Consider the following 25,447-nt stretch of genomic DNA (forward strand, 5'->3'; position numbering starts at 1 on the left):
TGACAAAAGTATTGGTCTACTTTACGAAGAACAATGTACATACAGAATTGTATGATACTGATAAAAAAAGCAGTATATGCACAAAGAAACGTCCACAAATGCCCTGAACAGGAAGAGCTTGAATGAAGAATGTGGGATGGCCTATACGTTAGCCGTCATTGGCGGACGATGGAAATTAAGCATCCTTGGCTTTTTGATGAACGGTGAAAAACTCAGATATAATGAAATCCGAAGAAAGCTTGTGGGGGTGTCTGAGCGAATGCTGATCACACAGCTCAAAGAGCTAGAGCGTGACGGTTTGATTGAAAGAACGGTTTACGCTGATGTCCCTCCCAAAGTAGACTATCAATTGACAGATCTAGGGAATTCGTTGCGGGAAATCCTGAACGCCATGGCTTACTGGGGTGACATACATCGTGAGAAACAGCAGGAGGAATGAGCTGATGGGATTTACCTGGCTCAGTGCTGTTCCCTAATCTTCAGAGATGACTCCCGTATAAGTAATTCCGAATGTAAAATAATGGTATTGGTCGTTAGAATATCCATTGCACCATTCAAATGATTGATCAGGCTCTGGGCTGCTACTTCGCCCATTTTTTCGCCGGGGTAGTTGATCGTTGTCAGATTGGGTTCAATAACTGTTGATACAGGGTCATTGTTAAAGCCCACAACGGCGATGTCGGCAGGAATCGAAAATCCAGCGTGTTTTAGGACACTCATACAACTCACCGCGCAGAAATCATTGGTCACAAAAAGGCCATCAGGCCGTATTTTCATTGCCTGAATACGCCGGGCAGCTTCTGCTCCCGCTTCCTGACTTAAATCAGTTACCATAACCAAGTCTTCGTCATAGGGTAAATTATACTCAAGCAAGGCCAATCGATAGCCTTTGAGCCGGTCAGCGTAAACATTCCGTTTCAGATTGCCGGTTACGTGCATAATCCGCTGGCATCCCTGTTCGATCAAATGAGCAGTAGCTTCATAACCTGCTTTGGTATTATCGATAACTATACTGGTTCCCTGTTTATGCTCGAGTACGCGGTCAAAAAATAGCAGCGGAATTCCTTTGTTTACAAACGAATCAAAGTGGTCTGCTTTGTCTGTGTCGTAGGCGACAGATACCAACAACCCATCGACCCGGCTGTTGAACATCGTTTTTGCATTCGCGATTTCTTTTTTGACTGACTCCAGTGATTGGCTGATAATCAGATTATAAGATGATTTGTTTGCTACCTTTTCCATGCCAGCCAGCACAGTCGACATGAAGTTACTATTCAGCCGGGGCACGATAACACCAATCGTATTGGTTCGCTGACGTCGCAAATTACTGGCAAACGTATTCGATCGATAACCCATCTCCTTGGCTGTTGCAGCAATCATGCTTTTTGTATTGCTGTTGATGGCGGGGTGGTCGTTCAACGCTCGGCTAACCGTGGCGGGGGATAGATTCAACAGTTTCGCGATGTCGTATATAGTCGTTTCTTTTTCCATAAACAGAATGGCCGCTGGGGCTGGATTATCAAAGTAACGCAAAATCTCTTTTTGCTCAATTTTATTGCAATCGGTTGCTTTTAAATACAATCAGGCGGGTAAATGGCCGGAAAAATTGACAATCTATGATTATTGTACTGACTTTCAGTTGATTAATAAATAGCTGTAAACTTTTATCTCACTACTACTATCCGCTTTTCACCAAGCGAAGCAAAAGTAAAGAAATTATTCTGATATCTTTATTGCAATAATTTATGTAAAAAATACTGAAAATTGAAAAATGTGCACGTTATAGATGTTAAATTTAATTAATTAAAAAAATACTTTGCAATCGGTTGCAATTGTAAAAATTAGCAGGAACTTTATAGTCAAAATGGGAGGATAGGAAAACTAATACATGAAAAAATTCAATCCGCCAGAAAGCATAGCCTCTGCATACAACCTGAGGTTTTCAGCGTAACGAAAAGGATCAACCAATACACCCAATTGATGAATTATAAGACGTCTACCCAAACGATACGTAGCTGTTTTACTGACCGACGTTTGTGTGACCAGTCTGATAAGACCCGGTACATGAATTCCCGAAAGATTATGCATCTTGGCCAATGCTTTCGGAAAACGTGTACAAATTCTATCAATCGAATGATTCGTTGCTACTGCCAGATTCTCCTGTTTTTTGTGGCGTTTTCGGCCACTGCGCAATCGCCTGCTAACCTGCCCCATCTTCAGAAACAGGGCAATGCTACACAGCTAATCGTGGCGGGTAAACCGTTTCTGATGCTCGGTGGTGAATTAGGGAATTCCAGTGCATCGGACATGTCCTATATGAAATCCGTTTGGCCTAAACTGCAACAAATGCACGTAAACACGGTTTTAACGCCGGTTTATTGGGAATTACTGGAGCCTAAGGAGGGTAAGTTCGACTTTACACTGGTCGATGAACTGATTAGGGATGCCCGCGCTCATCAGATCAAACTGGTGCTCTTATGGTTTGGCAGCTGGAAAAACAGCATGTCCTGTTATGTTCCCGATTGGGTGAAAACCGACACGAAACGCTTCCCAAGAGCACAAAACAAAGCGGGACAAGGTCAGGAAATTCTGACACCCTTCGATAAAAACAATCTGGATGCCGATGTAAAAGCCTTCAGTGCGCTCATGCGGCACATTCGTGATACCGACGAGCGGCAGCAAACGGTTATCATGATTCAGGTCGAAAACGAGATCGGAATGCTGCCCGATGCCCGTGACCATTCGCCCGTTGCCAATGAAGCCTTTCGGCAATTAGTACCTAAAACGCTGCTTCAGTACTTACAAACGAATAAAACTACGCTGGCTCCCGCTGTGCTGGAAGCCTGGAAAAATGCTGGTTATAAAACCAGTGGAAGCTGGGACGACGTTTTTGGTAAAAGTCTGGCAACCGATGAAATCTTCATTGCCTGGCATTTTGCGCAGTATGCCAACCGAGTGACTGAAGCAGGGAAAGCGATTTATGCACTGCCCATGTTTGTTAATGCAGCTCTGAATCGTCCGAATGTCAAACCGGGCGATTACCCCAGTGGTGGGCCGCTTCCGCACATCATCGACATCTGGAAAGCTGGTGCGCCCGCCCTCGATTTTCTCTCCCCTGACTTCTATAACCCGGATTTCAAACACTGGAACGACCTCTATAAGCGTCAGGATAACCCGCTATTTATTCCAGAAATAAAGTTTGAGCCGTCTGTGGCCCCCAAAGCTTTCTATACCCTTGGTCATTATGATGGGATGGGTTTTTCGCCATTTTCGATTGAATCAACGGATAAACCCGGGGAGGAACCTCTTGCAAAAAGCTATTCGGTACTCGATCAGCTAAGTCCGGTTATTCTGGCCAGTCAGGGTAAGCGTCTGATGGATGGGTTTCTGTTCGATAAAAAGACGACTACCGATACGGTTCGGCTGGGAGACTATACTTTTTTGGTAAAGCATGATTATACATTGGGCTGGTCGCCAAAAGCCAAAGATGAGGAGTGGCCAATGACGGGTGGGCTGATCATTCAAACTGCCCCCGATGAATTTACGGTAGCAGGAACCGGTGTGGTTATCACGTTTTCGTCTGATAAGCCCGAAGCGCCCATTGCGGGTATTGTTCGGGTCGATGAGGGGAAATACGTTGATGGAAAATGGCAACCGGGACGACGCTTGAATGGCGATCAGGACCACCAGGGGCGGCATGTGCGCATTCCGGTAGGTGAATATGGAATCCAGAAAGTGAAGCTGTACCGGTATAGATAAATGGTCAGGCATGGACTGCCTGTTTTTGGGATGAGCACCTCAACCGTAACTAATGAGTCAATACCCAATTTAAACTGTCCTTTTTGTTCATTATACATGGTAAGTAATACACCCTTCTGTCGGTGGGTGGGAGGGTTGTTTTTAGGTGATTTGGTAGGAGGTTCATTTCCTTCGCTGCAAAAATTCAATCGGTTGCAAAGGGTAGAAGCCTACACTAAAGTCCTTATGCTGAGCAAATACTAAACCTCTTAATTCTGTATAGTTTGTTATGAAACTATTCGTCATTATTGCTGCCATGCTGTCTCTGACCGGATCGGTAACGAGAACGGTAGCCCAGCAGATTTCCCGCGAAGAACTTATCTTCCTGACCCCCGACTGGAAAGGAGAACGCTTCCCCGATGGGCGTCCGAAGGTGCCGGATGCTATACTGAAACGCATGAAACGGGTTACACAGGAAGAAGCCTGGGCAGTGCTGAAAGGTGAAAACTACCGCTACCAGTTTGCCGGTGACTGGCAAACGATCAACCCGGATAGCGTACTGGTTGGGCGGGCACTCACGGCAACGTTTATGCCTGGTCGACCGGATGTACACCGTGTTACAGACGAAAAAGGGCACACGAAAGACGGGCGCGTAAAATCGCAGAATGCCTGGCCCATTGACATGCTGATTAAAGGCGATGTGTACGTTGTCGATCAGTTTGGTATGCACGAAGATGGGCCGACCATTGGTGATAACCTCGGCAACTCCATCTACGCCAAAACCGGCAACGGTATCGTTTATGAAGGAGCCGTTCGCGATGTGGCCGGACTAAAAGAAATTGGAGGGTTCACGTCTTATTTCCGGAGTTATCATCCCTCCCATCATAATCCGGAAGGCAACCTGAATACGACATTGGTGGGCATCAACCGGCCGACGCGCATTGGTAAGGTCATGGTGATGCCGGGCGATGTGGTGCTTGGGCGCGATGGGGGTGTTTGTTTTATTCCGCCACATCTGGCCGAGAAAGTTGTCAAAACCTCCGAGATTATCCGGTTGCGTGACATGTTTGGTCACCTGCGTCTACGGGAGCAGAAATACACACCAGGTCAAATCGACTCGCGCTGGTCAGATGATATTGAGAAAGATTTCTCGCAATGGCTGAACGCACACGTGAACGAACTGCCCGTTCCGAAAGAGCAAATTCAGGATTATCTCAAAACCCGCACCTGGTAAATCGACCGCCTAAACCTTTTTAACCATGAAAACATCCCGTCGTTCATTTCTTACTAAAAGTGCCATCGCCAGTGCGCTAACAGCCAGTTCATTATCTGGCTTTGGAAATGGCCTGGAAACGGCTGTTGATCGGACTCCGCAATCGTCAGCTCCCTCCGACCTCAAAATTACCGACATCAAATGCGGCTACACGCGCAACGGACATAGCCTGTTCGTCAAAGTTCATACCAATCAGGGCATCTGGGGATGTGGCGAAGCGGTCGATGCGTCGGTTGGTACCTATCATTTGGTAAAGCTGATCGGTGAGCGCATAAAAGGCCGTAGCCCCTTGAATGTCCACCGAATATTCGAAGATGTTCGTAAAGCCGGGTTTTTTGAAGGCGCTCAGGCGGGTATCTATATCTCTGTGCTGTCGGCGGTCGAAACGGCCCTGTGGGATCTGGTCGGTAAAACGCTCGGCCTGCCGGTTTACCAGTTATTGGGTGGGAAATTCAGGGATAAAATTCGCGTTTATTGCGATACGGGGGCCTATCGGGAAACAGACACGAGCCCGGATGCTTTCGGGAAAAGCGCTAAAAAAGCCGTCGATATGGGCTTTACTGCCGTGAAATACGACATCGACGAGCGCAATGATCCCAACAAATACGACGCCTACAACTGGACAGCCAGCCAGGGCGAGCTGGAGCGAATGTACAACCAGATTGCCGGTGTCCGGAAAGCCGTCGGCCCGAAGATCGACATCTGCGTGGATATGCACGGCCGGTACGACGTAACCACAGGCCGACGCGTTGCCAAGATGATGGAGCCCTTGAATCTCCTCTTTCTCGAAGAACCGATTCCCGCTGAAAATCCCGAAGCATACCGACAGATTCGCGAGGCCTCCAATACACCCATCTGTGCCGGTGAAAATCATTACCTGGCACACGGTTTCCGCAAACTGCTCGAAATCGGGGCGGTGGATATCATTATGCCTGATTTGCAGAAAGCAGGGGGCCTGGGCGAAGCGCAGCGGATTGCCAATCTATCCAACCTCTATTACGTTCCGTTTGCCCCACACATGGTGGCCTCATACCTGGGAGCAATGGCATCGAGTCACGTCTGTGCGTCGGTGCCGAACTTCCTGATTCTGGAGTGGCAGATCTACTTCCACGAGGAGCCTATGTTTAAAGAGATCGTTACGTTCGATGGACCAATGGTAGAAAAGGGATTTATTCCCCTATCGGAAAAGCCTGGTATTGGCGTGGAAATCAATGAAGAGGGAATGCGGAAGTACGCGCCGAAAGATGTGCCATTTTTTGTCTAAACGCCTGACTGTAATTTTCGCATTTATGTATTCTCGCTTTGCCGGACGGCGCTGATCGCTATGTAAAGCAATGCGCTGACTAATAAGTAATTATCCCTGAAAAGGATAAGCTAAATGGCATGAAAAATAATTTTCCTAATGCATAATTCCCTGCCCGAACGTGTTGACCTTTTAGGTAGATCGCCCAGACTTCTCGCAGCGATTCGTCTCTGTTGCCTGGTTGCCATTATCCTACCCGGCTCTGTTGCGAACGCTCAGGCACCCGATTTTCAGAAAATGACGCCCGAACAACGGACGGCTTATATGAACAAAATGCGGGAGGCCAGTCAGGAAGACTGGCAGAAAGTAATGAATCAGTTTAATCTGAAATTGCCAACGCTGCCTCCGCCTGCCGATGATCCTAAACGACCCCCGCAACTCAAACAGAAAGAGGGGTCAACCAATTGGTACGATGATGCGGGCAATACTCATGTTCGATCGGGATGGGGCAACTGGACCAACTACGACGAAGCGAAAGCTGAAGGCCATGACTTGCCGAATCCACTAGTGCTGAAAAGTGGTAAGCCTGTCAAGGATGCGAATGCCTGGTGGAAACAGCGCCGACCCGAAATCCTGAATGATTATTTGACCGAGATATACGGTAAAACACCGAAGAATACGCCCAAAGTACGCTTTGAAGTCACAGAGGTGATCGATACCGCACTCAAAAGCAAAGCTATCCGAAAAACAATTGTTGGCCACATCGACAATTCACGCTACCCCAGCGCCAAACCAAGTATCAATATAACCCTGTATACACCAGTCAGTGCCAAAGGACCGGTTCCCCTGATGGTGCTGGTCTGGGGATCATTTCCCGCGCCAATGCTGACTATTAATCGGGTCATTACGGCGGGCTGGGCGGTAGCCACTGTCAATACCGGCTCTATTCAGATGGATAACGGGGGTGGCTTGCATGAAGGTATTATTGGCCTGGTCAATGAAGGGAAAGACCGAAAACCCGACGACTGGGGCGTGTTGTCGGCCTGGTGTTGGGGACTAAGTCGTGCATTCGATTATTTCGAGACTGACAAAGCCATCAACGCCAAACAAATCGGGATTCAGGGGCATTCGCGCTGGGGGAAAACCGCCTTGCTGGCAGGGGCTACCGATCCTCGCTGGGCCATTGTTTTTGCCAGTTGTTCCGGATCGATGGGGGCTTCCCTCGAAAAACGAAATTATGGCGAAACCATCGACAACGTGGCTGGCTCGGGTGAATATCACTGGATGGCTGAGAACTTCATTAAATACGGGGGCAACTGGGCGGCCATGCCCGTCGATGCGCATGAACTGATAGCCCTGGTGGCTCCCCGGCCGTTATTTATTACGGGTGGCACAAAAGACAGTTGGGGCGACTCGTATGGAATGTTTCTGGCCTGTGTTGGTGCCAGCCCGGTGTATAATCTGCTTGGTAAAAAAGGGTTGACTACAACCGAAATGCCCAAACCTGACGAAGCGCTGATGGACGGCGAGCTGGCTTTCCGCAACCATGAAGGTGGTCATACCGATGCCCCCGACTGGCCGGTATTTCTGGAATTTGCCGAAAAACAATTTAAACGAATTAAATAAACGGTTTGGAACAGGCTAATCAGCTTGTGTGTCCAAATGCGACGAGTATTTATTATGGGAATGTTACAAACTATGCGCTGGTTCGGCCCGAACGACCCGGTTTCATTAATGGATATACGACAGGCAGGTTGTACGGGCGTAGTGACGGCATTGCATCAGATCTCGGTCGGAGAGGTCTGGTCAGTCGAAGCCATTGAGGAGCGAAAACAGCTTGTCGAGGCCAGTAATGATCGTTATTCGTCTTTAGAATGGGCAGTGGTCGAAAGTTTGCCCGTTCATGAGGACATAAAAAAAGGTCGTTCGGGCAGAACCGCGTATATCGAAAATTATAAACAGTCGATCCGCAATCTGGCCGCTTGTGGCATCAACACAGTATGCTACAATTTTATGCCGGTGCTCGACTGGTCGCGTACCAACCTTACCTACGAAATGCCGGATGGGTCGCGGGCTCTGCGGTTCGTTTGGGAGGATTTCGCGCTGTTCGATTTGTGCATTTTAAAGCGTCCGGGTGCTGAACCCGATTATGAACCTGAAGTGGCCCGGTCGGCTCGACAGAAGTTTGAGCAGATGACGCCTGACGAAATTGCCGCATTGACCAATGTTGTTTTACTTGGATTACCGGGTTCTGAAGAGGCCTTTTCGCTCGATACATTTCAGAGCCTGTTAAATGAGTACGCGACAATTGGCGATAAGGAGCTTCGTGAAAACCTGTATTACTTTATTCAGGAAGTTGCCCCACTCGCTCAGGAAGTCGGGGTCAACCTCTGCATTCACCCCGACGATCCCCCCCGACCTTTGTTAGGATTGCCCCGCGTGGTCAGTACTGAAGCGGACCTGGCGCAACTGATGGCGGCTTGCGACGTAACCGCCAATGGCATCACGTTCTGTACGGGTTCGCTGGGTATTCGCTCCGACAATGATTTACCCGGAATGATTCGGCGATTCGGTAATCGCATTCACTTCATTCATCTCCGCACAACGAAGCGGGAAGGTGCCGATGGTTCGGGTGATGCTCGCAACTTTCATGAAGCAGATCATTTGGCTGGCGATGTAGATATGTATGCTGTGGTGAAGGCAATTGTACTGGAACAGCAGCGGAGAGCGCAGCTGGGTATTGGGGTGACGTCGATACCGATGCGTCCTGACCACGGCCACCAGATGCTCGACGATTTGCATAAGCGAACCTATCCCGGTTATTCGGCAATTGGTCGGCTGCGCGGACTGGCTGAACTACGGGGCCTGGAGTTCGGAATCATTCGATCGCTGGAGGAAACAGAAGGTATACTGACCCAGCAATCGGCCGACTATTAATTTTTTGACTAATTCTGATCGGACATCCTCAGCCTTGGCTACTGCTACCCAATTTCAAAAAGCGTTACTAGCAACACATGAATTCGATAAAGTACAGTAAACTCGTTGTCTTTCTGCTGCTGGTCGCCACCAGTACCTACGCCGGACCACCAGACCGGGAGGACGGGTATCGGCTGTGGCTGAAATATGATTTGATTAACGACGCGGGTCAGCGGGATGCTTACGCGCGTTCGGCGCAGTTTATCGTGGTGAATGGTAACAACCCGGTTTTGAAAGCCGCGGCCGATGAGTTGCAGATCGGTTTGCAGGGGTTGCTGGGTAAATCGATACCCATTATTGCCAACGCTGGTAGCCGGACGGGTGGCATTGTTCTGGCTGTCGGGAATGGGCCAACGGCCAGCAATCAGGAATTGAATGCAGAAGGATACCAGATTTCAAGCCGGTCAAACAACATTGTCATCAACGGAAAAACCGAATCGGGCGTTTTGTATGGTGCCTTTGGGCTACTACGCCAACTTCAGACGCGTCAGCCTCTCTCCACTATTTCACTGACCAGTAACCCAAAGGTTCGCTATCGGATGCTCAACCACTGGGATAATACCAACGGCACAATTGAGCGGGGTTACGCAGGAGGAACGCTCTGGAAATGGTTCGAACTCCCCGAACGGCTGGACCCCCGCTACCGCGATTATGCCCGCGCCAATGCGTCGCTGGGTATCAACGGAACGGTAGTCAATAACGTCAATGCCAGCGCTCGTTTTCTTACAGGCGAATACATCCAGAAAATAGCAGCACTGGCTAAGGTTTTCCGGCCTTATGGCATTCGGGTTTATCTGTCGATTTATTTCCCGGCTCCCAAAACCATTGGCGGTCTGAAAACAGCCGATCCACTCGACCCGGAGGTTCGGAAATGGTGGGCTGATAAGGCCAAAGAAATCTACGCGCTCATTCCGGATTTTGGCGGTTTTCTGGTTAAGGCCAATTCGGAAGGGGAGCCTGGTCCCCAGGATTACGGCCGCAATCATGCCGATGGGGCCAACATGCTGGCCGACGCATTGAAACCCTACGATGGTATTGTGCTGTGGCGGGCCTTTGTCTACAAGGCTGACCCTAAAGCCGACCGCTTCAAGGCGGCTTACGAAGAGTTTGGTGATCTCGACGGTAAGTTCGATAAAAAAGTGATCGTTCAGGTAAAAAACGGCCCTATTGATTTTCAGCCTCGTGAGCCATTTTCGCCCTTATTCGGGAAAATGCCCAAAACACCGCTGGCCATGGAGTTCCAGATTACGCAGGAATACCTCGGCTTTGCGACGCACATGGTCTACGAAGCGCCCATTTTTAAGGAATGCCTGGAGACAGATACCTACGCGAAAGGTAAAAATTCAACCGTCGCCAGGGTTGTGGATGGTAGCTTACACGGCTATGCAATAACGGCCATGGCGGGTGTTGCCAACACGGGCTCCGACCGTAACTGGACGGGCCATCCGATGGCGCAGGCAAACTGGTATGCTTATGGACGATTGGCCTGGGACAATACGCTGTCTGCTGAAGCGATTGCGAACGAATGGATAAAAATGACGCTGACCAATGAGCCCCAGGCGGTAAAACGCATCGCTGATCTGATGCTCCGATCGCGGGAAATTTATGTGAATTACAATACCCCGCTTGGGCTTTCGCGCCCCTGGTCGGGCGTTCACTTTGCGCCCGAACCCTGGCAAAATAAAAGCTCCCGGCCCGACTGGACAGCCATTTATTACCACCGGGCCGATTCCGTCGGGTTGGGTTTTGACCGGACGTCAACAGGGAGCAATGCGCTGGCACAATATAGTCCGGAGGTGCAGCAACGCTGGAATAACGCCGAAACCTGCCCATTGCCCTATTTGCTCTGGTTCCACCATGTGCCGTGGACCAAAAAACTGGCAACAGGCCGCACGCTCTGGGATGAACTCTGTACGCGTTTCTATACGGGTGCCGATTCCGTTGGCTGGATGCAGCAACAGTGGGCGCAAGTGAAGAACAATATTGATCCGGAAACATATGCCGACGTCGCTGCCCGACTGGAAACCCAGCATAAAGAAGCAATCTGGTGGCGGGATGCATGGGTTTTGTATCTACAGGAGTATGCGCGCCAGCCTATTCCGGCTCCCTACAAAAAGCCGAAACGAACATTGGATGAGGTAAAACAACTGGTTGATATTTACCTGCTTCGTTGAGTTCCGGCAGCAATCTGTAAGAAATCATTTTCTGAAAAACAGATAGATGTAATGTTTAATAAGCTTTGTATACTAACGATTCCTAAATCCTTAATGCCATGAAAAAAGACGAAGTAGTGGACGTATCGAGACGTAGTTTTCTGAAAACGACAGCAACAGGAGCCTTAGCCACGACGATCATAGGTGGTTTTCCAACGATTGTGCCTGCGTCGGTATTTGGGAAGAATGCCCCCAGTAATCGAATCAATATCGCTGCCATTGGCACAGGACGTATCTCACGTGGACACGATATGCCAGGGGTCTGGCAATATGATAACGCACTGATTATGGCCGTTTGCGATCTGGACAGTAACCGGGTTGAAGATGCCAAAAAGCTGGTCAACGGCTATTATGCCAAAAAAACAGGTAAAGATTATGATGGCGTTCGGGGCTACACCGACTATCGGGAATTATTGAATAACAAAGATATCGATGCTGTAATTGTCAGCACACCCGATCATTGGCATGCCCCGATTGTGGTTGATGCAGTGCGGGCCAAAAAGGACGTTTATATGCAGAAACCAGCGTCGCTTACCATCGCCGAAGGCCGGATGATGGCTGATGCGGTCAAGCAATCGGGCCAGATCGTACAGGTTGGTAGCCAGCAGCGTTCATCGGAGCAGTTTCGGTACGCTGCCGAGCTGGTCCGCAATGGCCGGATCGGACAGTTAAAAACGGTCTATGTGGGTTTGCCCGGCGACCCATCGGGTGAGGAGGAACCCCAGATGCCTGTTCCGAAAAACCTGAATTACGACATGTGGCTGGGCACAACGCCGGAGGTTTACTATACCGAAAAACGAGTGCATCCACAAGTTGGTTACGATCGGCCCGGCTGGTTACGTTGTGAACAATTCGGAGCCGGAATGATCACTGGATGGGGCGCACACCATGTCGATTCCGCGCATTGGGCCATGAATACAGAATATACGGGGCCCGTTGAAATCTGGGGTAAAGCCGATTTTCCGAAAAAAGGCCTGTGGGATGTACATGGCATTTTCCGTACAGAAGCCCTGTATGAAAATGGCGTGCGGATGATTGTCACGAATGAGATTGCCAATGGCATTAAATTCGAAGGAACCGAAGGCTGGATTTTCGTCTCTCGTGGCGATGCAGCCGTAACGGCCAGCGATCCCATTGCGAAACAAAATGCAGCCAAGAAGCTGGATGCCAGTGATCCAAAACTCCTTACATCGGTTATCGGACCCAATGAAGTTCATCTGACTGTTAGTAAAGAACATCACGGCAACTGGCTGGAAAGCATCATCAGCCGCAAGGAACCGATTGCTCCGGCCGAAGTTGGTCACCGTTCCTGCTCGGCTTGCCTGCTCCATCATGCGGCTATGAAACTGAATCGGAAACTCTATTGGGACCCGAAAAAAGAACAGTTCAAAAACGACCCTGAAGCCAATAAACTGCTGTCGCGCCCACAGCGTGCAACGTATGCTATTAAGGCCGTGGCCTCGGCGAAGGGGAGATAAGTGTTTACGGTCAGGAAGCTAGGGTGGGCCGATATGCCGAAGCGACATGAAACGGATGTGTCAGCTCATCGTAACTGATTGGTCGTAAATTAGTTAAATCATAATGCTAGCTAAAATGAAGTTATTGCCCACTGTTGGTAGCCTGTTTATGGCTGCACTACTTGTCGCCTGTCAATCGTCGGAGAAAAAAGCCGGACAGGATTCTGAAGATGGTATGATACACCTGATCACGTTAGACCCCGGTCATTTTCATGCGGCTCTGGTGCAGAAAACGATGTATGACGGCGTGGATTCGGTCGTGCATGTGTATGCATCCGAAGGGCCCGATTTGCAACTGCATCTGGATAAAATTAAGGGCTACAATACCCGCTCCGACGATCCGACGCATTGGAAAGAAGAAGTCTATAAAGGCGCGGATTTCCTGGACAAAATGATCGCTGATCGGGCCGGGAATGTAGTGGTAATGGCTGGGAACAACCGCCTGAAAACAGATTACATCCAGAAAACGGTTGACGCCGGATTTAATGTACTGGCCGATAAACCAATGGTTATTAGTTCGTCGAATTTTGGCCAATTGAAAGATGCTTTCGCTACGGCGGAGAAAAATAAGGTGCTGCTCTATGACATCATGACGGAACGGTACGAAATCTCGACCATGTTGCAGCGGGCCTTTTCGATGCAGGCCGACGTGTTCGGAACACTGGAAAAAGGGACGCCCGACAATCCGGCTGTTACGAAAGAGAGCGTTCACCATTTCTATAAAAATGTGTCGGGTAGCATCCTGACGCGCCCGGCCTGGTTTATGGACGTTGCTCAGCAGGGCGAGGGTATTGTCGATGTAACGACTCACCTCGTCGATCTCGTTCAGTGGGAATGTTTTCCCGAACAAACCATTGATTATCAGAAAGAGATTAGCCTTACATCGGCCCGGCGATGGACGACGGATATGAGCCTGAGCCAATTTAAGGCGATAACCAAACTGGATGCTTTCCCGGATTACCTCAAAAAAGATGTCGTGAAAGACAGCATACTGCGGGTATACAGCAACGGTGAAATTAACTATCAGCTCCGGGGTGTTCATGCGAAAGTATCGGTTACCTGGGCCTATAAAGCACCGGAAGGAGCAGGCGACACCCACTACTCGATTATGCGCGGAACGAAAGCCAACCTGATCATTCGACAGGGAGCCGAGCAACAGTATAAGCCAACGCTCTATATCGAGCCGATCAAAGGAAATACTGCCCTCGATGCCTCGCTGAAAACCGTTTTGCCGACCATTCAGAAGGAGTTTCCCGGTGTGGAAATCAAGAAAATAGCAAAAGGCTGGGAAGTCGTCATTCCTGAAAAATACAAGGAAGGTCACGAAGCCCATTTTGGCCGGGTAACGCAAAAATACCTGCAATACCTGAAAGAAGGCAAGATGCCTGCCTGGGAGGTCCCCAACATGCTGGCTAAATATTATACCACAACTCAAGCGCTGGAACTGGCGAAAAAATCAAAGAGTAAATGACTGAAAGAGCGAAAGAGTGAATGAGCGGTGCACGTCATTTTTTGCTGAAGCATCACTCATTCACTCATTCACACTTTCGCTCATTACCTCTTTCATCCCCTTAAAATCATGAACAACCCACAGGATAATCGACGCAAATTTCTTAAAGAGTCCGTCGCAACGGCGGCTGGCCTGATCATGCTACCGGGTTTGCCCGGTGAGGTGTTGACGGCTCCTCAACGACTGGTCATCGAAAATGAAACGAAGACTTCGCTGGCTCCCAAGGCCGGACGGATTAAGTTCGCCGTTATTGGTATGAATCATGGCCATATTTACGGTCAGGTGGAGGCTACGGTCCGGGGCGGTGGCGAATTAACGTCTTTCTACGCGAAAGAGCCTGATCTGGTCGCTGCGTTTGCCAAACGATACCCACAGGCCAAACTCGCCAAAAGTGAGCAGGAAATTCTTGATGATAAGTCCATACAACTTGTTCTCAGTTCTGCCATTCCCGACGAACGGGCACCATTGGGCATTCGGGTCATGAAGGCTGGCAAGGATTACATGGCTGATAAACCCGGTATCACAACACTCGAACAACTGGCCGAAGTACGTCGCGTTCAGAAGGAAACGAAACGTATCTACTCAATCATGTATAGTGAACGTTTCGAGAATAAGGCGACGATTAAAGCCGGAGAGCTGGTTAAGGCCGGAGCAATTGGCAAAGTGATCCAGACAATTGGCCTGGGGCCGCATCGCATAACGCCTAAGTCGCGTCCGGATTGGTTTTTCGACCGGAAGCGGTTCGGTGGCATTATCTGCGACATTGGTTCGCACCAGTTCGATCAGTTTCTCTACTTTACCGGTTCTTCCAAAGCCGATGTGGTTGCCTCGCAGATTGGCAATACGAACCATCCGCAATACCCAAACTTCGAAGATTTCGGCGATGTGATGCTGCGCGGTGATGGCGGTGTGGGCTACATTCGGGTCGACTGGTTTACGCCGGATGGGTTGAAATCCTGGGGCGATGGTCGCCTGACAATTCTTGGTACAGAAGGCTTCATTGAGATTCGTAAGAACATTGATCCGGGTGGGCGCGAAGGCGGAAACCATCTGTTTCTGACAGACAATAAAGAAACCCGCTACTTCGATTGTAGCAAAGAGACACTGCCCTATGGCGAACAGCTCGTGAACGACATCCTGAATCGTACCGAAACCGCTATGACGCAGGAGCATTGTTTTCTGGCTACCGAGCTGGCCCTTAAAGCCCAGAAGCAGGCTCAACCAATTCACCTGAAAAATAAGAGTTAAGGCGTTGAAACGCCGAGCTTTCCGAACGTTTTGAGCGATAGGGAAGCCGAATTCCGATATTGACACATGACGAAACAATACGTACTTACCCTGCTTTTAGCTCTGGTTGCCACGAGTGTCGGCTGGTCATTGGACGATCAGGTGAACTGGAAGAAAGTTCGGGTGCTGGTCTACACAAAAAATGGGAAAGGATATGTTCACGATAACATCCCCAATGCTGTTCAGTGTATTCAGAAACTTGGGCAGCAGCATGGATTCAAGGTTGATGTGTCAGATCAGCCGGCGGTCTTCACCGAAGAAAATCTGAAGCAATATACCGCCCTGATTTTTCCAAGTACCAACAACGACGTGTTCGATACCGATGCGCAACGACTGGCGTTTCGACGGTATATTGAGGCTGGTGGCGGGTTTGTTGGCATTCATTCCGTTATAGGTACCGAGCGTAACTGGCTATGGTTTAAGCGAATGCTTGGCGGGACGTTTGCCTGGCACCCTCACTTTCAGAAACTCAAACTCACTATTATCGACACGAACCATCCGTCTATGCAGGGATTGCCCAAGGTTTGGGAGAAAGGGGATGAGTGTTATTTCTCGAAAGAAATGTCGCCTGGTCCGACGGTCGTAATGGCACATGATCTGACCTCACTGACTCCACAAAATCAGGAAGAAAAAGACAAGATACTGGCAAACCGGGGTTCATATACCGAGCTCTATCCGGCGGCCTGGTATTACAATTTCGATGGAGGATATACCTGGTGTACGGCGCTTGGTCACGATAAAAAAGACTACGAAGACCCTACGTTTACCCAGCACATTTTTCAGGGCGTCCGTTTCGTGGTCGGGCAGGTCAGGAAAATCGATTTCAGTAAAGCCTACGCCGATTCGAGGGATACACCTATAAAATAGTTTACGGTTTAGGGTAGTTGGTTTCCGGTAAGCTGGAATGGCCAGAGGCAGAAAGCCCGCTGAAACCAACTACCATAAACCGACAGAATAACCAACCTAAAAAATGGAACAAGTGCAAGAGAATACGAACGTGCAGCAGGCAGTCAATCCAACGTTTCAAACTATTTTTTCGCTCGAAGGTAAACTCGCGCTCATTACGGGCGGGGGGAGTGGTATTGGCTTTGATATTGCCCGTTGTATGGTGCTGGCCGGAGCCAGTGTTGTCATCACAGGTCGTCGGGAGCAACCCCTGCAGGAAGCTGCCAAACAGCTTGTTGACAGCCGTACCGGTGCTCAGGCCTACTACAAAGTGAACGATGTGACAGCAAGGGAGTCGCTGGATGGCCTGGTTGAGGAAATTGAAGCCGCACACGGTCCCATTGATATTCTGGTCAATAATGCCGGTATCAACATGAAAAAACCTGCCCTTGAAGTAACCGACGAAGATTTCGACCGTATTGTTCACACAAATCTGAACTCCGTTTTCAGCCTGACCCGTGCCTGTGCGCAACGCATGATGGCGCGTAAAAGTGGTTCGATCATCATGATTTCGTCGATGGCCGCCTATTATGGTCTTGATCGGGTGGTGGCTTATGCCGCGTCCAAGTCGGCCGTTGAGGGCATGGTTAAAGTGCTGGCGTCGGAGTTTTCGGGCAATGGCGTTCGCGTCAATGCGATTGCCCCCGGATTTATTGAGACGGCGATGAGCAAAACAGCGATGGGCGGAGATCCAGATCGGTTTGCCCGCGCCATGCGCCGGACACCGATGGGAAAATTTGGCAAACCCGATGATATCGGTTGGGCCGCTGTTTACCTGGCTTCTGAAGCCGCCAAATATGTCACTGGCGTATCACTGCCCGTTGATGGGGGTAATTCAATCGGGTTTTAACATAGGGTTTGTGCTGGCATACATACGTAACTGCCGGGGGTAAGAATTATCCGTTGTTGTTCGATACCTGTTTGAAGTCTAAAAAAGCGTACGACGAAGTCGTTACGTTCTACTTTAGTGAGATTTATTGGTTAGGCGGCTTTTGTCTGGCAGATCGATGATCGTATGGAAAACCAACAGCAGCCTCAACCTCAATCGGATCAGGAGCCAGCCAATAAGCCACCAGCACAAAAAAAGGGGCTTGGCCGGGTTTATGAGCTAGTACAGGAACGTTGGCCAGAATATGTCCTCGAAATTGTCGTCATTATTTTTAGTATCACCATCTCGTTTGCTTTAGACGAATGGAAAGAGAAGGAACGCAAGCAGGAAGTTGAACAGATCTACCTGAAGGGGCTTTCGGATGACCTGAAGCGAGATCGTGTTTTGCTGCGGGAAGTCATGGCAGAAACGCAGCAGATTGTGCAGAAAGCACGGACATTGGTGAAACTCAGCAGCCAGTCCGATATTGATAAGCTAGGGTATAATCAGGTGATCAGAGATGTCAAGTTTGTGTTTAAACGTCCCCGCTTCATTGCCGAAGATGCCACGTTTGCTGATCTGAAAAGTACAGGAAACATGCAGTTGATTACCAGCTATCTGTTAAAAAGCAGTTTGTTCGACTACTACAAAGGCTATGAGTCGATCGATCAGGTCGAAACGGCTGAACTCCAGACCACGAACTTTGTTATTGCTCCTGTTCTGCTAAAGCGCTTTCCGGTGATTGGCGATAACGCGTTAGAAAAGAAGGTTGATTTACGCTCAATTATCAATGAGATCGAGTTTAAAAACACAATGTACGTTCGTCAAACGACACGTGAGGAGTTGCTAAGAGATTATCAACGGCTTTATAAACAGGCAGATACGATTCAGGCAATGTTGGCCCATCAATTAAAGAAGTAGATTTTATGAAACAGTTCTTCCTCTTCGTCTGCAAAGTCGCCCTGCTTGGTTTGGTATGCCTGTCCGGCAGTCGCTTATTGGCTCAGTCGGCTCCCACCGCCAAAACCTATACGTATTTCATTTTTCATAAACTGTCGCCCGGTCTTACTATCCAGGATGCGCTGCCCGTTGAGCGGGAGTGGCGGGTCATCAATCAGGCTGCAGTAGATGAAGGCAAGATGATTGGCTGGCACATGATGGTCAAACAGATGAGTTCTAACCCGAACCCGGATTATGACTATGTAACGGTGATTGTTTCCCCGGTAATGGGTATTCAGGGCGCTTCTCCGGCGGCCATCGCGAAAATCTATGGCGATAGTGTGCAAACCCGTATGGCCAATCTGCAAAAACGTGACCGGGCTACGGCACCTGTCGTGAAAATGGAAGTGTGGGAGACGGTAGACGCATCGTTTGGCACTGGATTTTCGCCCGATAAATCCCCCATCGTTGTGGTTGACTTTATGAAATTACGCGATCCCACGGCTGATTGGTTAACGTTGGTTACGCCCATAAAGCAATTGAACGCTGTTCGTGTCCGGCAAAACGAGGCTTCTGGCGCAGGTGTGTCAACGCTGATTGTACCAAAAGGTAGCGAGAAAGGATATAATCTGATCGCCTTTCAGACTATGGCAAACACGAATGTACTGGCCAATCCGGCAAGCAGCGAGACGACGAAACTTCAGAGCCAGATTAACCGCTCATTTGATGTTGTCCGGCAGGAGGTTTTTCGTTTCACGGAGTATACCAAAAGGCCAGGGAAATAAGCTAGTTTAAGGTATTGGGTAATTAAGGCTTATTTATTCACCTGATTGCCTTAATTACCCAATACTCATTCATGCATAAACTCTGACCTCCAGTAAAGCAGCCGGTGCATTGCCGTTCATGGCTTTCAAATGGATTGTCAGGCTACTGGTATCAAGTGGTTGCTCGAACCGGATAACGTTCCGGCTCTGGTGATTTTCGGTCTGGTGAAAAATGCGTTCATTGCGATCATTACAAAGTACATATTCCTGAACGCAAAAGGGTGATGCTGTTTCGGGGTGTACCATAATAACCGATTCGAGCGGATGGTCGAAATCCGAATCGAAAAACAACTCGACCCGACTAATTTGCTTCCGGTCGGCCCAGCTCATCGTTAACGTCGGGTTGGGATCAGTCGGAGCTGCTACCCAGGCATTAGGCTGGTTCGTAGGGCGCTGAAAGCCATTTCGCACATTTTCAGCCGCAAACAGCCGGATGCCGGGTTCAATCTGTAAGGCAATATTATGCCCTTTTGGGCGACGTTCCGGGCACCAGAATTCAAACGTTTCGACACCAATGTCGTCGGTTGGCTCCTGCTTGCCATAATTTGATACCGCCGGATTACTCTTATTAAACACCGATACAATACCCGTCGCTCTCAATTGGCTGTACTGGAGCCGGATGTGTTCATTTTTCAAGAAACACACGAATACATAACCCGCGTGGTCCAGCGTTGCATTAAACGGTAAGTCTACTTCTTGCTTCCCTTTTCGTACGGGAATTGTCAGGGTTTGCAGCGTTACATCGGGCGTATGATTGCCGGGTTTGCTACTTCGACGTAGTTCTACCGTAAGGGTTGTGTCCTGATCAGCCGTCACATACGCCTTCAAATGAGGTACGGGTCCTGCCGGAATTGGCAGCATCTGTGCCGATGGTTGCGCCAGCGTTACAAGTGGGCCATCGGGCGGTAAGCTGCTCAAAACAAATTCGCTGGATGCCGATAGATGCGCCTGTTGGGCTAAGTCCTGGTCATCGTGCAACCGAAGGCCGGGTATGTACTGACCGATTTTCAGCAGTTCTTTCTGTAGAGACGCAACGTATTGCCGCTCTGGCCTGTCAACAAGATCACGGGGTTTTAACCCATCGCGGGTACATAGGGCAGCAGCCATACCGACGGCTTGCGCTACATAGGCACTGGTGCCCATCACACGCGACGACCCGAATGCAACGTGCGAGGCACTGATCAGGCGACCAGCCAGAAACAGGTTATTGATATTACGGGAATAAAGACTGCGATATGGAATCTGATAAATTCCTTTGCTATGCCATTGATTACAGCCGGGTTTTTCGCTGAATACGCCATCGGCCGGGTGTAAATCGATACTCCAGCCCCCGAAAGCCACCGCGTCGACATGTTCACGTTGTTCGACAACATCCTGCTGGCGAAGAATGTAATCCCCCTCAAACCGACGGCTTTCGCGCTTACCCGGAATATGACCGACCCATTCCAGCGTCAGCGTTTCGGCTTCTGGGAACTGCCCCGAATTTTTGATGTAGTTCCAGACCCCATAGACAACCTTCCATAATTCCCATTTGATTTTTTCGGTATCGTGAACGGTGTCTAAGCGGCCACCATATTCGATCCACCACAGCTGACAACCATATTCCTGGGTATTGAACCGACGGTAGCGTGGAATTTTGGTGATGTCATCCAGTGCATAAGACGGTGGAACAAAGCGAACCGGGCGACCCGTATCTTTCGTGTAGAAGTACATCGAATGGCCCAGCAACTCGCCGTATTCGGCCGAAGGAGCGAACTTTTCGCCAAACTCTTCCTCTGACTCAGCTCCCATCCGAAAGGCTGCACCCGCCTGAAAACCTACAATTCCGTCGCCTGAGGCATCGCAGAACAAAGGAGCTACAAGCTCATATAGCGTGCTATTCTGGCTGCAAAAGGCTTTCAGTTCACTGATGGTATCCGGCGTCGATTTCTCTACCTCATACACCGCCGTATTCAGTAACAGGGTGATATTGGATTCGCCAATTACTTTTTCGAGCAGAATCGTATCGAAAATCAGCGGATTCCCTTCCGGATTTCGGTACCAGTTTTCGAGAAGCAATTCGTCGATGACACCGCCTTCGCGGGCCCATCGATTGTTGTTGCCCATGTGTGAAGTTGCGCCCAGAACCCACAGCCGTACTTCGCTCGAAGCGTTGCCGCCGAGCACAGGCCTGTCCTGCACCAGCACGACGCGAATGCCTGCCCGAGCTGCTGTGATGGCACAACAGACACCCGATAAGCCCCCGCCAACTACAATCAGATCGGCGTCATGTCGGATGGTTTTTAAGGTTCGTTTATCGGTTGCTTGTTCGCGTATCATTCGTTAGATCAATCGTTTGAGTAAGAATTGAAAAGCCCGTTGGTTTCAGGATGGTTACAGAAAGGGTTTTGTCAAACCCACGAACGGGAACAACGAGGTCAACGCTTTGACCCGGTTGCAAGGTTGGTATAGTAAGGCTGTCATCGTTGGCTTTTAGCTGGTAGCCCTGAAGCGTATAGGCCGGAAAATCGTTACGGGCCGTTATCCGGATGGTAAGTGTATGAACGCCTTCTGGCCCAGGAGTCCAGCTTGTTTTTTCAACGGTTACGGGTGCCATTTCGCGCTGATAGGTCGCGTACATCGGTCGTTTTGCCCGTTCTGGCCCGACCAGCCCCCAGGGCCGGTAGCCGTTGGGATTGGTGCCCTGATGCCGACTTTGATAATCATTGAATGACCACCACGACGCGCCGATTACGTAAGGCCGCTTCCTGATTTCCCGAACAACCTGCTCCACGTCGGCAATCTGTCCGGCATCGCCCATTTCGGTGTCGGCCCGGCGACCCCATTCGCTGATCAGAATAGGCTTATCGGGATAGAGCTGATGAATGTGATCCAGTACTTTGGCATGATTGCCGTAGGAATTTGTTGAAACAAAATCACAATACTGACTGGCTTCATCCTCCGGTTTTTTGGGCAGTATGTTCAACCGCATCGATGCAAATGTGTAGAGCCGGGTGGCGTCGAGTGTGCGGGCAAAAGCAATCATGTCTTTCGTCCAACTCTGCCCCGAAGGCGTTTCAGACAGGTATTCATTGCCAACGCTATAAGCGATTACGCTGGGGTGATTCCAGTCGCGTTCGGCCATTTCCCGGAATTGCTGCTGGAATTTTCGGCGGATCGTATCGTTTGCCATCTGCTTTGGGGTAAGCTGCCAATTACCCGCTTCCGAAATAATCAGCATTCCGTTTCGGTCGGCCCAGTCGTAAACGGCCTCGCTGGGGGTATAATGCGTCAGACGGTGAAATTCCATGCCTGCTTCCTTCATCAGCCGCAGATCCTTCTCGATCAGCCAGTCGGGTTCCATCGAGCCCAGCCCCGGATAATCGACAACCCGATTGCCACCCGCTACTTTGATGGGCTGGCCATTGAGCAAAAGCTGCGCATTACGAACTTCAACCTTCCGAATACCAAAGTGCGTCGTGGTTGTATCGGTCCCGGCAATAACTCGTAGATCGTAGAGTGTCGGTTTGTCAACGCTCCATAAAGCCACATCAGTGGCTTTTAAGGGCGCTTCGGCTTCCAGCACGGCCGTTTGATTAGGACCGACAGTACCAGTTGCACTCTTCCATTTCAGAACCAGTGTTTTATTTCCTTGCTTAACCTGATACTGAATAGCAGGCGTAACCGCCTGACCCGATGTATTCCGAATGCGGGTTTTGAGGGTGAGCGTGGCTGTTCCTTTGACTAAATCAGGTAAGGCTTCCACCTTCATGTTCTCCACGTAGACTTCCGGTTCGACAGTCAGATAAACCGGCCGAATCAGACCACCGTAATTCACCCAGCCTGGGAACGGATCATTGGGACGGCCATTGTCTTTGGCTCCGGGTATACTGCCCGGTTTCCAGGTGTTGTTATTTACTGAGATAGCCAGACTGTTTTCTGAACCGGCTGTCAGGTAGTCGGTAACATCGAAGCTAAACGGGGTATAGCCGCCTTCATGTGAACCGACTTTACGGTTATTGAGCCATACCGTCGTTGCATAATAAACCCCGTCGAAATGCAATAAAACCCGTTTTTTGCCCGATGGTTGCCAGGTAAATGTGCGTCGATACCAGGTCGTGCCGGTATAAAATTGATACCGTGGATCGACCGAAAAACAATGCGGCACACTGACTTTATCCCAGCCATTGGCCGGTATCTTATTGGAGAACCACTGTTCTGACTCGCCGGCCTCGGCCGGATCGAGCGCAAACCGCCATTCGCCATGTAGCGGAATTGCTTTCGGGTCACGGATTGCATATTGGCCCTGCGCCGAACCCGCCAGCAAAAAAACAGCCATCACTATCAACCTATGGAATTTACTGATCATTCTATATTTGTTCGTTAACTGGCCTGTCGATCGGCGCATTTGAGGAAATAGTTTTAACAACAGTACCGGCAGCCCGCCAGGGAATCAGAGCGGCCAGTAAAATGACTACGGCAATGCCTGCTGTAATACCCGCGCCGGATGCGGTCAGAAAGCTTAGCCCGAACAGCATCAGGGCCGTGAACACCAGTGAACCCGCAATGACCTGTAAGCCAAAGCGATTTTGTTTTTTTACCTCGATGGCCTCTGCTGCTAACTCCGTTTGTGCTTCCTTACTTTGTGCGTCATCCCGTTTTTGTTGTCGGGCCACCAGGTAGCTATAATACTCATTGGCCGTTTTGTCCTGCGAACGTGCCCAGAGTTCGTAACCAAGCAAGAGCAACAGAGGTATCCCCATGCCAATGGCTGTTTCCCACGATCTTGAGAGTTTGAAATCCAGCAATAAAGGCGATAGTACTTTAAAGAATAAGTTAACCGCCAGGCCGATACTGGTAATCCAGAGCGTTGCACGGCTAGTCAGGCGTTTGGAGAACAAAGCCCAGAGGGGAGGAGCCAGCAGCGGTCCTCCCGAAATGGCCGAAATACTGAGTACCACTTCAACAATTCCGCCTGCTGCCGGAACGAGCAGCGCAATGCCGATCATGCCCAGGCCAAATACCCACGACGACCCGCGTGCTACCCGAATCAGTTGTTTGTCCGATGCCTTCGGGTTTATGATGCCCTTATAAATGTCATTCGTAAAAACAGCGGATACCACATTCAGGGCCGTATTGGCGCTTGCCGAGGTCGAGAAATACATACCTGTCAGCATCAGACCCAGCAAACCGGGTGGTAACACAAGCTGGCAGATTTTCAGGTAGGCGTTTTCTGTGTCTAAACCAACCAGCCCTGGATTGATGGCTTTGTAGATCATAGGCGGCATCATCCAGATAATCGGGCTGATGAGGTAGAGTCCCGCGAACAGAAAGGCGACTTTTCGCGCTGATTTTGGGCTGTCCACACTCGTGTAGCGTTGTACGAATGTCCAGTTACCGCCGATGTAAGCGATGTGATAAAGCACAAAGGCCAGCACGAATCCAATGGTGTATTCCCCATTGAGGGGAGAAAAGAAGTCGACGGGTACGGCCTGTGTGAAGCCATCGAAACCACCGACTTTATCCAATGACAATGGCAACAGAATGAATACGGCGGCTGACAGCACCACAAATTGCAGAATGTCGGTAACCATAACCGCCCACAACCCACCCACGGCGGTGTAGGCAATCATGAACAGACCCAGACCAATGGTACAGGGTACCAGTGGCAGGTTAAGGGATGAACTGACCAGTTTAGCTACTGGATACAGTACCGATCCTTTAATGAAAATACTGACCAGCGTGAAAATGAAAATATAGACTTTCTGGACCGTGAGGCCGAGCCGTTCACGAATAAACTCGGCGGCAGTGAGGGCTCCGGCGGCTTTCCAGCGAGGGGCCAGATACAGACCCGTTACCAAAGCGCCAATGCACATTGTCCACTGAATGGTAATTGCGACCCAGCCATACTTATAAGCAATTGATCCCCAGGCAACAAAAGTGCCTGCTGAGAAAAAGCTCATGAAAAGAGACAATCCACCAATGAACCACGGAACGGCTTCTCCTCCCGCAAAAAACGATTTCAGGTTTCGTCCCGTCCGGGCAAACAGCATCCCGATTCCCAGCACAAAAGCCGAGAATATGACGATGACGGCAGTATCAATGGTTGTATTCAATGGATAAGTAGGTTAAGGG

The 25,447-nt window shown here is 49.7% G+C and carries 18 protein-coding genes; 14 read left to right on the top strand and 4 right to left on the bottom strand.

The window, feature by feature from the left end; genetic code table 11:
• The first annotated feature begins 76 nt into the window (after positions 1–76).
• Complete coding sequence (locus tag G8759_RS05660) at positions 77–439, top strand: winged helix-turn-helix transcriptional regulator (protein WP_167206017.1); 363 nt, start codon at positions 77–79, stop codon at positions 437–439.
• Positions 440–459: 20 nt separating this feature from the next.
• On the opposite strand, the gene G8759_RS05665 is transcribed toward G8759_RS05660, so the two are convergent.
• A complete protein-coding gene (locus tag G8759_RS05665) occupies positions 460–1,491 on the bottom strand; it encodes a LacI family DNA-binding transcriptional regulator (protein ID WP_167218733.1) in 1,032 nt (343 codons plus the stop codon).
• Between the two features lie 642 nt (positions 1,492–2,133).
• Here G8759_RS05665 and G8759_RS05670 point away from each other — a divergent pair.
• From G8759_RS05670 to G8759_RS05730, 13 genes are all read left to right on the top strand, one after another.
• Positions 2,134–3,759, top strand: coding sequence for a GH35 family beta-galactosidase (locus G8759_RS05670; RefSeq protein ID WP_167206019.1), 1,626 nt, complete (start codon positions 2,134–2,136; stop codon positions 3,757–3,759).
• Between the two features lie 268 nt (positions 3,760–4,027).
• Complete coding sequence (locus G8759_RS05675) at positions 4,028–4,972, top strand: RraA family protein (RefSeq protein ID WP_162385625.1); 945 nt, start codon at positions 4,028–4,030, stop codon at positions 4,970–4,972.
• Positions 4,973–4,997: 25 nt separating this feature from the next.
• Positions 4,998–6,275, top strand: coding sequence for a mandelate racemase/muconate lactonizing enzyme family protein (locus G8759_RS05680; protein ID WP_167206021.1), 1,278 nt, complete (start codon positions 4,998–5,000; stop codon positions 6,273–6,275).
• A gap of 138 nt (positions 6,276–6,413) precedes the next feature.
• A complete protein-coding gene (locus tag G8759_RS05685) occupies positions 6,414–7,880 on the top strand; it encodes an alpha/beta hydrolase family protein (RefSeq protein ID WP_232074143.1) in 1,467 nt (488 codons plus the stop codon).
• Between the two features lie 54 nt (positions 7,881–7,934).
• On the top strand, positions 7,935–9,191 hold the full coding sequence (gene uxuA / locus G8759_RS05690; RefSeq protein WP_167218737.1) for a mannonate dehydratase: 1,257 nt from the start codon (positions 7,935–7,937) through the stop codon (positions 9,189–9,191).
• A gap of 77 nt (positions 9,192–9,268) precedes the next feature.
• Positions 9,269–11,404, top strand: coding sequence for an alpha-glucuronidase family glycosyl hydrolase (locus G8759_RS05695; protein WP_167206022.1), 2,136 nt, complete (start codon positions 9,269–9,271; stop codon positions 11,402–11,404).
• Between the two features lie 98 nt (positions 11,405–11,502).
• Complete coding sequence (locus tag G8759_RS05700) at positions 11,503–12,921, top strand: Gfo/Idh/MocA family protein (RefSeq protein ID WP_162385620.1); 1,419 nt, start codon at positions 11,503–11,505, stop codon at positions 12,919–12,921.
• 115 nt (positions 12,922–13,036) lie between these two features.
• Complete coding sequence (locus tag G8759_RS05705; protein WP_167206025.1) at positions 13,037–14,431, top strand: putative oxidoreductase C-terminal domain-containing protein; 1,395 nt, start codon at positions 13,037–13,039, stop codon at positions 14,429–14,431.
• A 108-nt stretch (positions 14,432–14,539) separates the two neighbouring features.
• Positions 14,540–15,718 (top strand): Gfo/Idh/MocA family protein, encoded by a 1,179-nt coding sequence (locus G8759_RS05710; RefSeq protein WP_167206027.1) that lies wholly within the window; start codon positions 14,540–14,542, stop codon positions 15,716–15,718.
• A gap of 66 nt (positions 15,719–15,784) precedes the next feature.
• A complete protein-coding gene (locus tag G8759_RS05715; RefSeq protein WP_167206029.1) occupies positions 15,785–16,624 on the top strand; it encodes a ThuA domain-containing protein in 840 nt (279 codons plus the stop codon).
• Between the two features lie 103 nt (positions 16,625–16,727).
• Positions 16,728–17,552 carry an SDR family NAD(P)-dependent oxidoreductase gene (locus G8759_RS05720; RefSeq protein ID WP_167206031.1) on the top strand — a complete coding sequence of 275 codons (825 nt, stop codon included), beginning with the start codon at positions 16,728–16,730 and terminating at the stop codon, positions 17,550–17,552.
• Positions 17,553–17,717: 165 nt separating this feature from the next.
• The gene (locus G8759_RS05725) at positions 17,718–18,491 is read left to right on the top strand and encodes a hypothetical protein (RefSeq protein ID WP_167206033.1); all 774 of its coding nucleotides are present in this window, start codon (positions 17,718–17,720) and stop codon (positions 18,489–18,491) included.
• Positions 18,492–18,496: 5 nt separating this feature from the next.
• The gene (locus G8759_RS05730) at positions 18,497–19,294 is read left to right on the top strand and encodes a hypothetical protein (RefSeq protein ID WP_167206035.1); all 798 of its coding nucleotides are present in this window, start codon (positions 18,497–18,499) and stop codon (positions 19,292–19,294) included.
• Between the two features lie 69 nt (positions 19,295–19,363).
• Here the strand turns inward: G8759_RS05730 and G8759_RS05735 are convergent, their stop codons facing one another.
• Genes G8759_RS05735 through G8759_RS05745 form a run of 3 tightly spaced genes read right to left on the bottom strand, consistent with a single transcriptional unit; the run spans position 19,364 to position 25,428 of the window.
• Positions 19,364–21,652, bottom strand: coding sequence for an FAD-dependent oxidoreductase (locus G8759_RS05735; protein WP_167206037.1), 2,289 nt, complete (start codon positions 21,650–21,652; stop codon positions 19,364–19,366).
• Positions 21,627–23,651 (bottom strand): glycoside hydrolase family 2 protein, encoded by a 2,025-nt coding sequence (locus G8759_RS05740; RefSeq protein WP_232074144.1) that lies wholly within the window; start codon positions 23,649–23,651, stop codon positions 21,627–21,629. The genes G8759_RS05735 and G8759_RS05740 overlap by 26 nt, the downstream gene beginning before the upstream one ends.
• A gap of 31 nt (positions 23,652–23,682) precedes the next feature.
• Positions 23,683–25,428 (bottom strand): sodium:solute symporter family protein, encoded by a 1,746-nt coding sequence (locus G8759_RS05745; RefSeq protein WP_167206042.1) that lies wholly within the window; start codon positions 25,426–25,428, stop codon positions 23,683–23,685.
• Positions 25,429–25,447: the final 19 nt, after the last annotated feature.

It is taken from the genome of Spirosoma aureum (assembly GCF_011604685.1).
Classification (GTDB): domain Bacteria; phylum Bacteroidota; class Bacteroidia; order Cytophagales; family Spirosomataceae; genus Spirosoma; species Spirosoma aureum.

Bases quoted from the DNA above. Each gene is read 5' to 3' on its own strand.
- G8759_RS05660 (WP_167206017.1), top strand. From the start codon at position 77: ATGCACAAAGAAACGTCCACAAATGCCCTGAACAGGAAGAGCTTGAAT.
- G8759_RS05665 (WP_167218733.1), bottom strand. From the start codon at position 1,491: ATGGAAAAAGAAACGACTATATACGACATCGCGAAACTGTTGAATCTA.
- G8759_RS05670 (WP_167206019.1), top strand. From the start codon at position 2,134: ATGATTCGTTGCTACTGCCAGATTCTCCTGTTTTTTGTGGCGTTTTCG.
- G8759_RS05675 (WP_162385625.1), top strand. From the start codon at position 4,028: ATGAAACTATTCGTCATTATTGCTGCCATGCTGTCTCTGACCGGATCG.
- G8759_RS05680 (WP_167206021.1), top strand. From the start codon at position 4,998: ATGAAAACATCCCGTCGTTCATTTCTTACTAAAAGTGCCATCGCCAGT.
- G8759_RS05685 (WP_232074143.1), top strand. From the start codon at position 6,414: ATGCATAATTCCCTGCCCGAACGTGTTGACCTTTTAGGTAGATCGCCC.
- uxuA (WP_167218737.1), top strand. From the start codon at position 7,935: ATGGGAATGTTACAAACTATGCGCTGGTTCGGCCCGAACGACCCGGTT.
- G8759_RS05695 (WP_167206022.1), top strand. From the start codon at position 9,269: ATGAATTCGATAAAGTACAGTAAACTCGTTGTCTTTCTGCTGCTGGTC.
- G8759_RS05700 (WP_162385620.1), top strand. From the start codon at position 11,503: ATGAAAAAAGACGAAGTAGTGGACGTATCGAGACGTAGTTTTCTGAAA.
- G8759_RS05705 (WP_167206025.1), top strand. From the start codon at position 13,037: ATGAAGTTATTGCCCACTGTTGGTAGCCTGTTTATGGCTGCACTACTT.
- G8759_RS05710 (WP_167206027.1), top strand. From the start codon at position 14,540: ATGAACAACCCACAGGATAATCGACGCAAATTTCTTAAAGAGTCCGTC.
- G8759_RS05715 (WP_167206029.1), top strand. From the start codon at position 15,785: ATGACGAAACAATACGTACTTACCCTGCTTTTAGCTCTGGTTGCCACG.
- G8759_RS05720 (WP_167206031.1), top strand. From the start codon at position 16,728: ATGGAACAAGTGCAAGAGAATACGAACGTGCAGCAGGCAGTCAATCCA.
- G8759_RS05725 (WP_167206033.1), top strand. From the start codon at position 17,718: ATGGAAAACCAACAGCAGCCTCAACCTCAATCGGATCAGGAGCCAGCC.
- G8759_RS05730 (WP_167206035.1), top strand. From the start codon at position 18,497: ATGAAACAGTTCTTCCTCTTCGTCTGCAAAGTCGCCCTGCTTGGTTTG.
- G8759_RS05735 (WP_167206037.1), bottom strand. From the start codon at position 21,652: ATGATACGCGAACAAGCAACCGATAAACGAACCTTAAAAACCATCCGA.
- G8759_RS05740 (WP_232074144.1), bottom strand. From the start codon at position 23,651: ATGGCTGTTTTTTTGCTGGCGGGTTCGGCGCAGGGCCAATATGCAATC.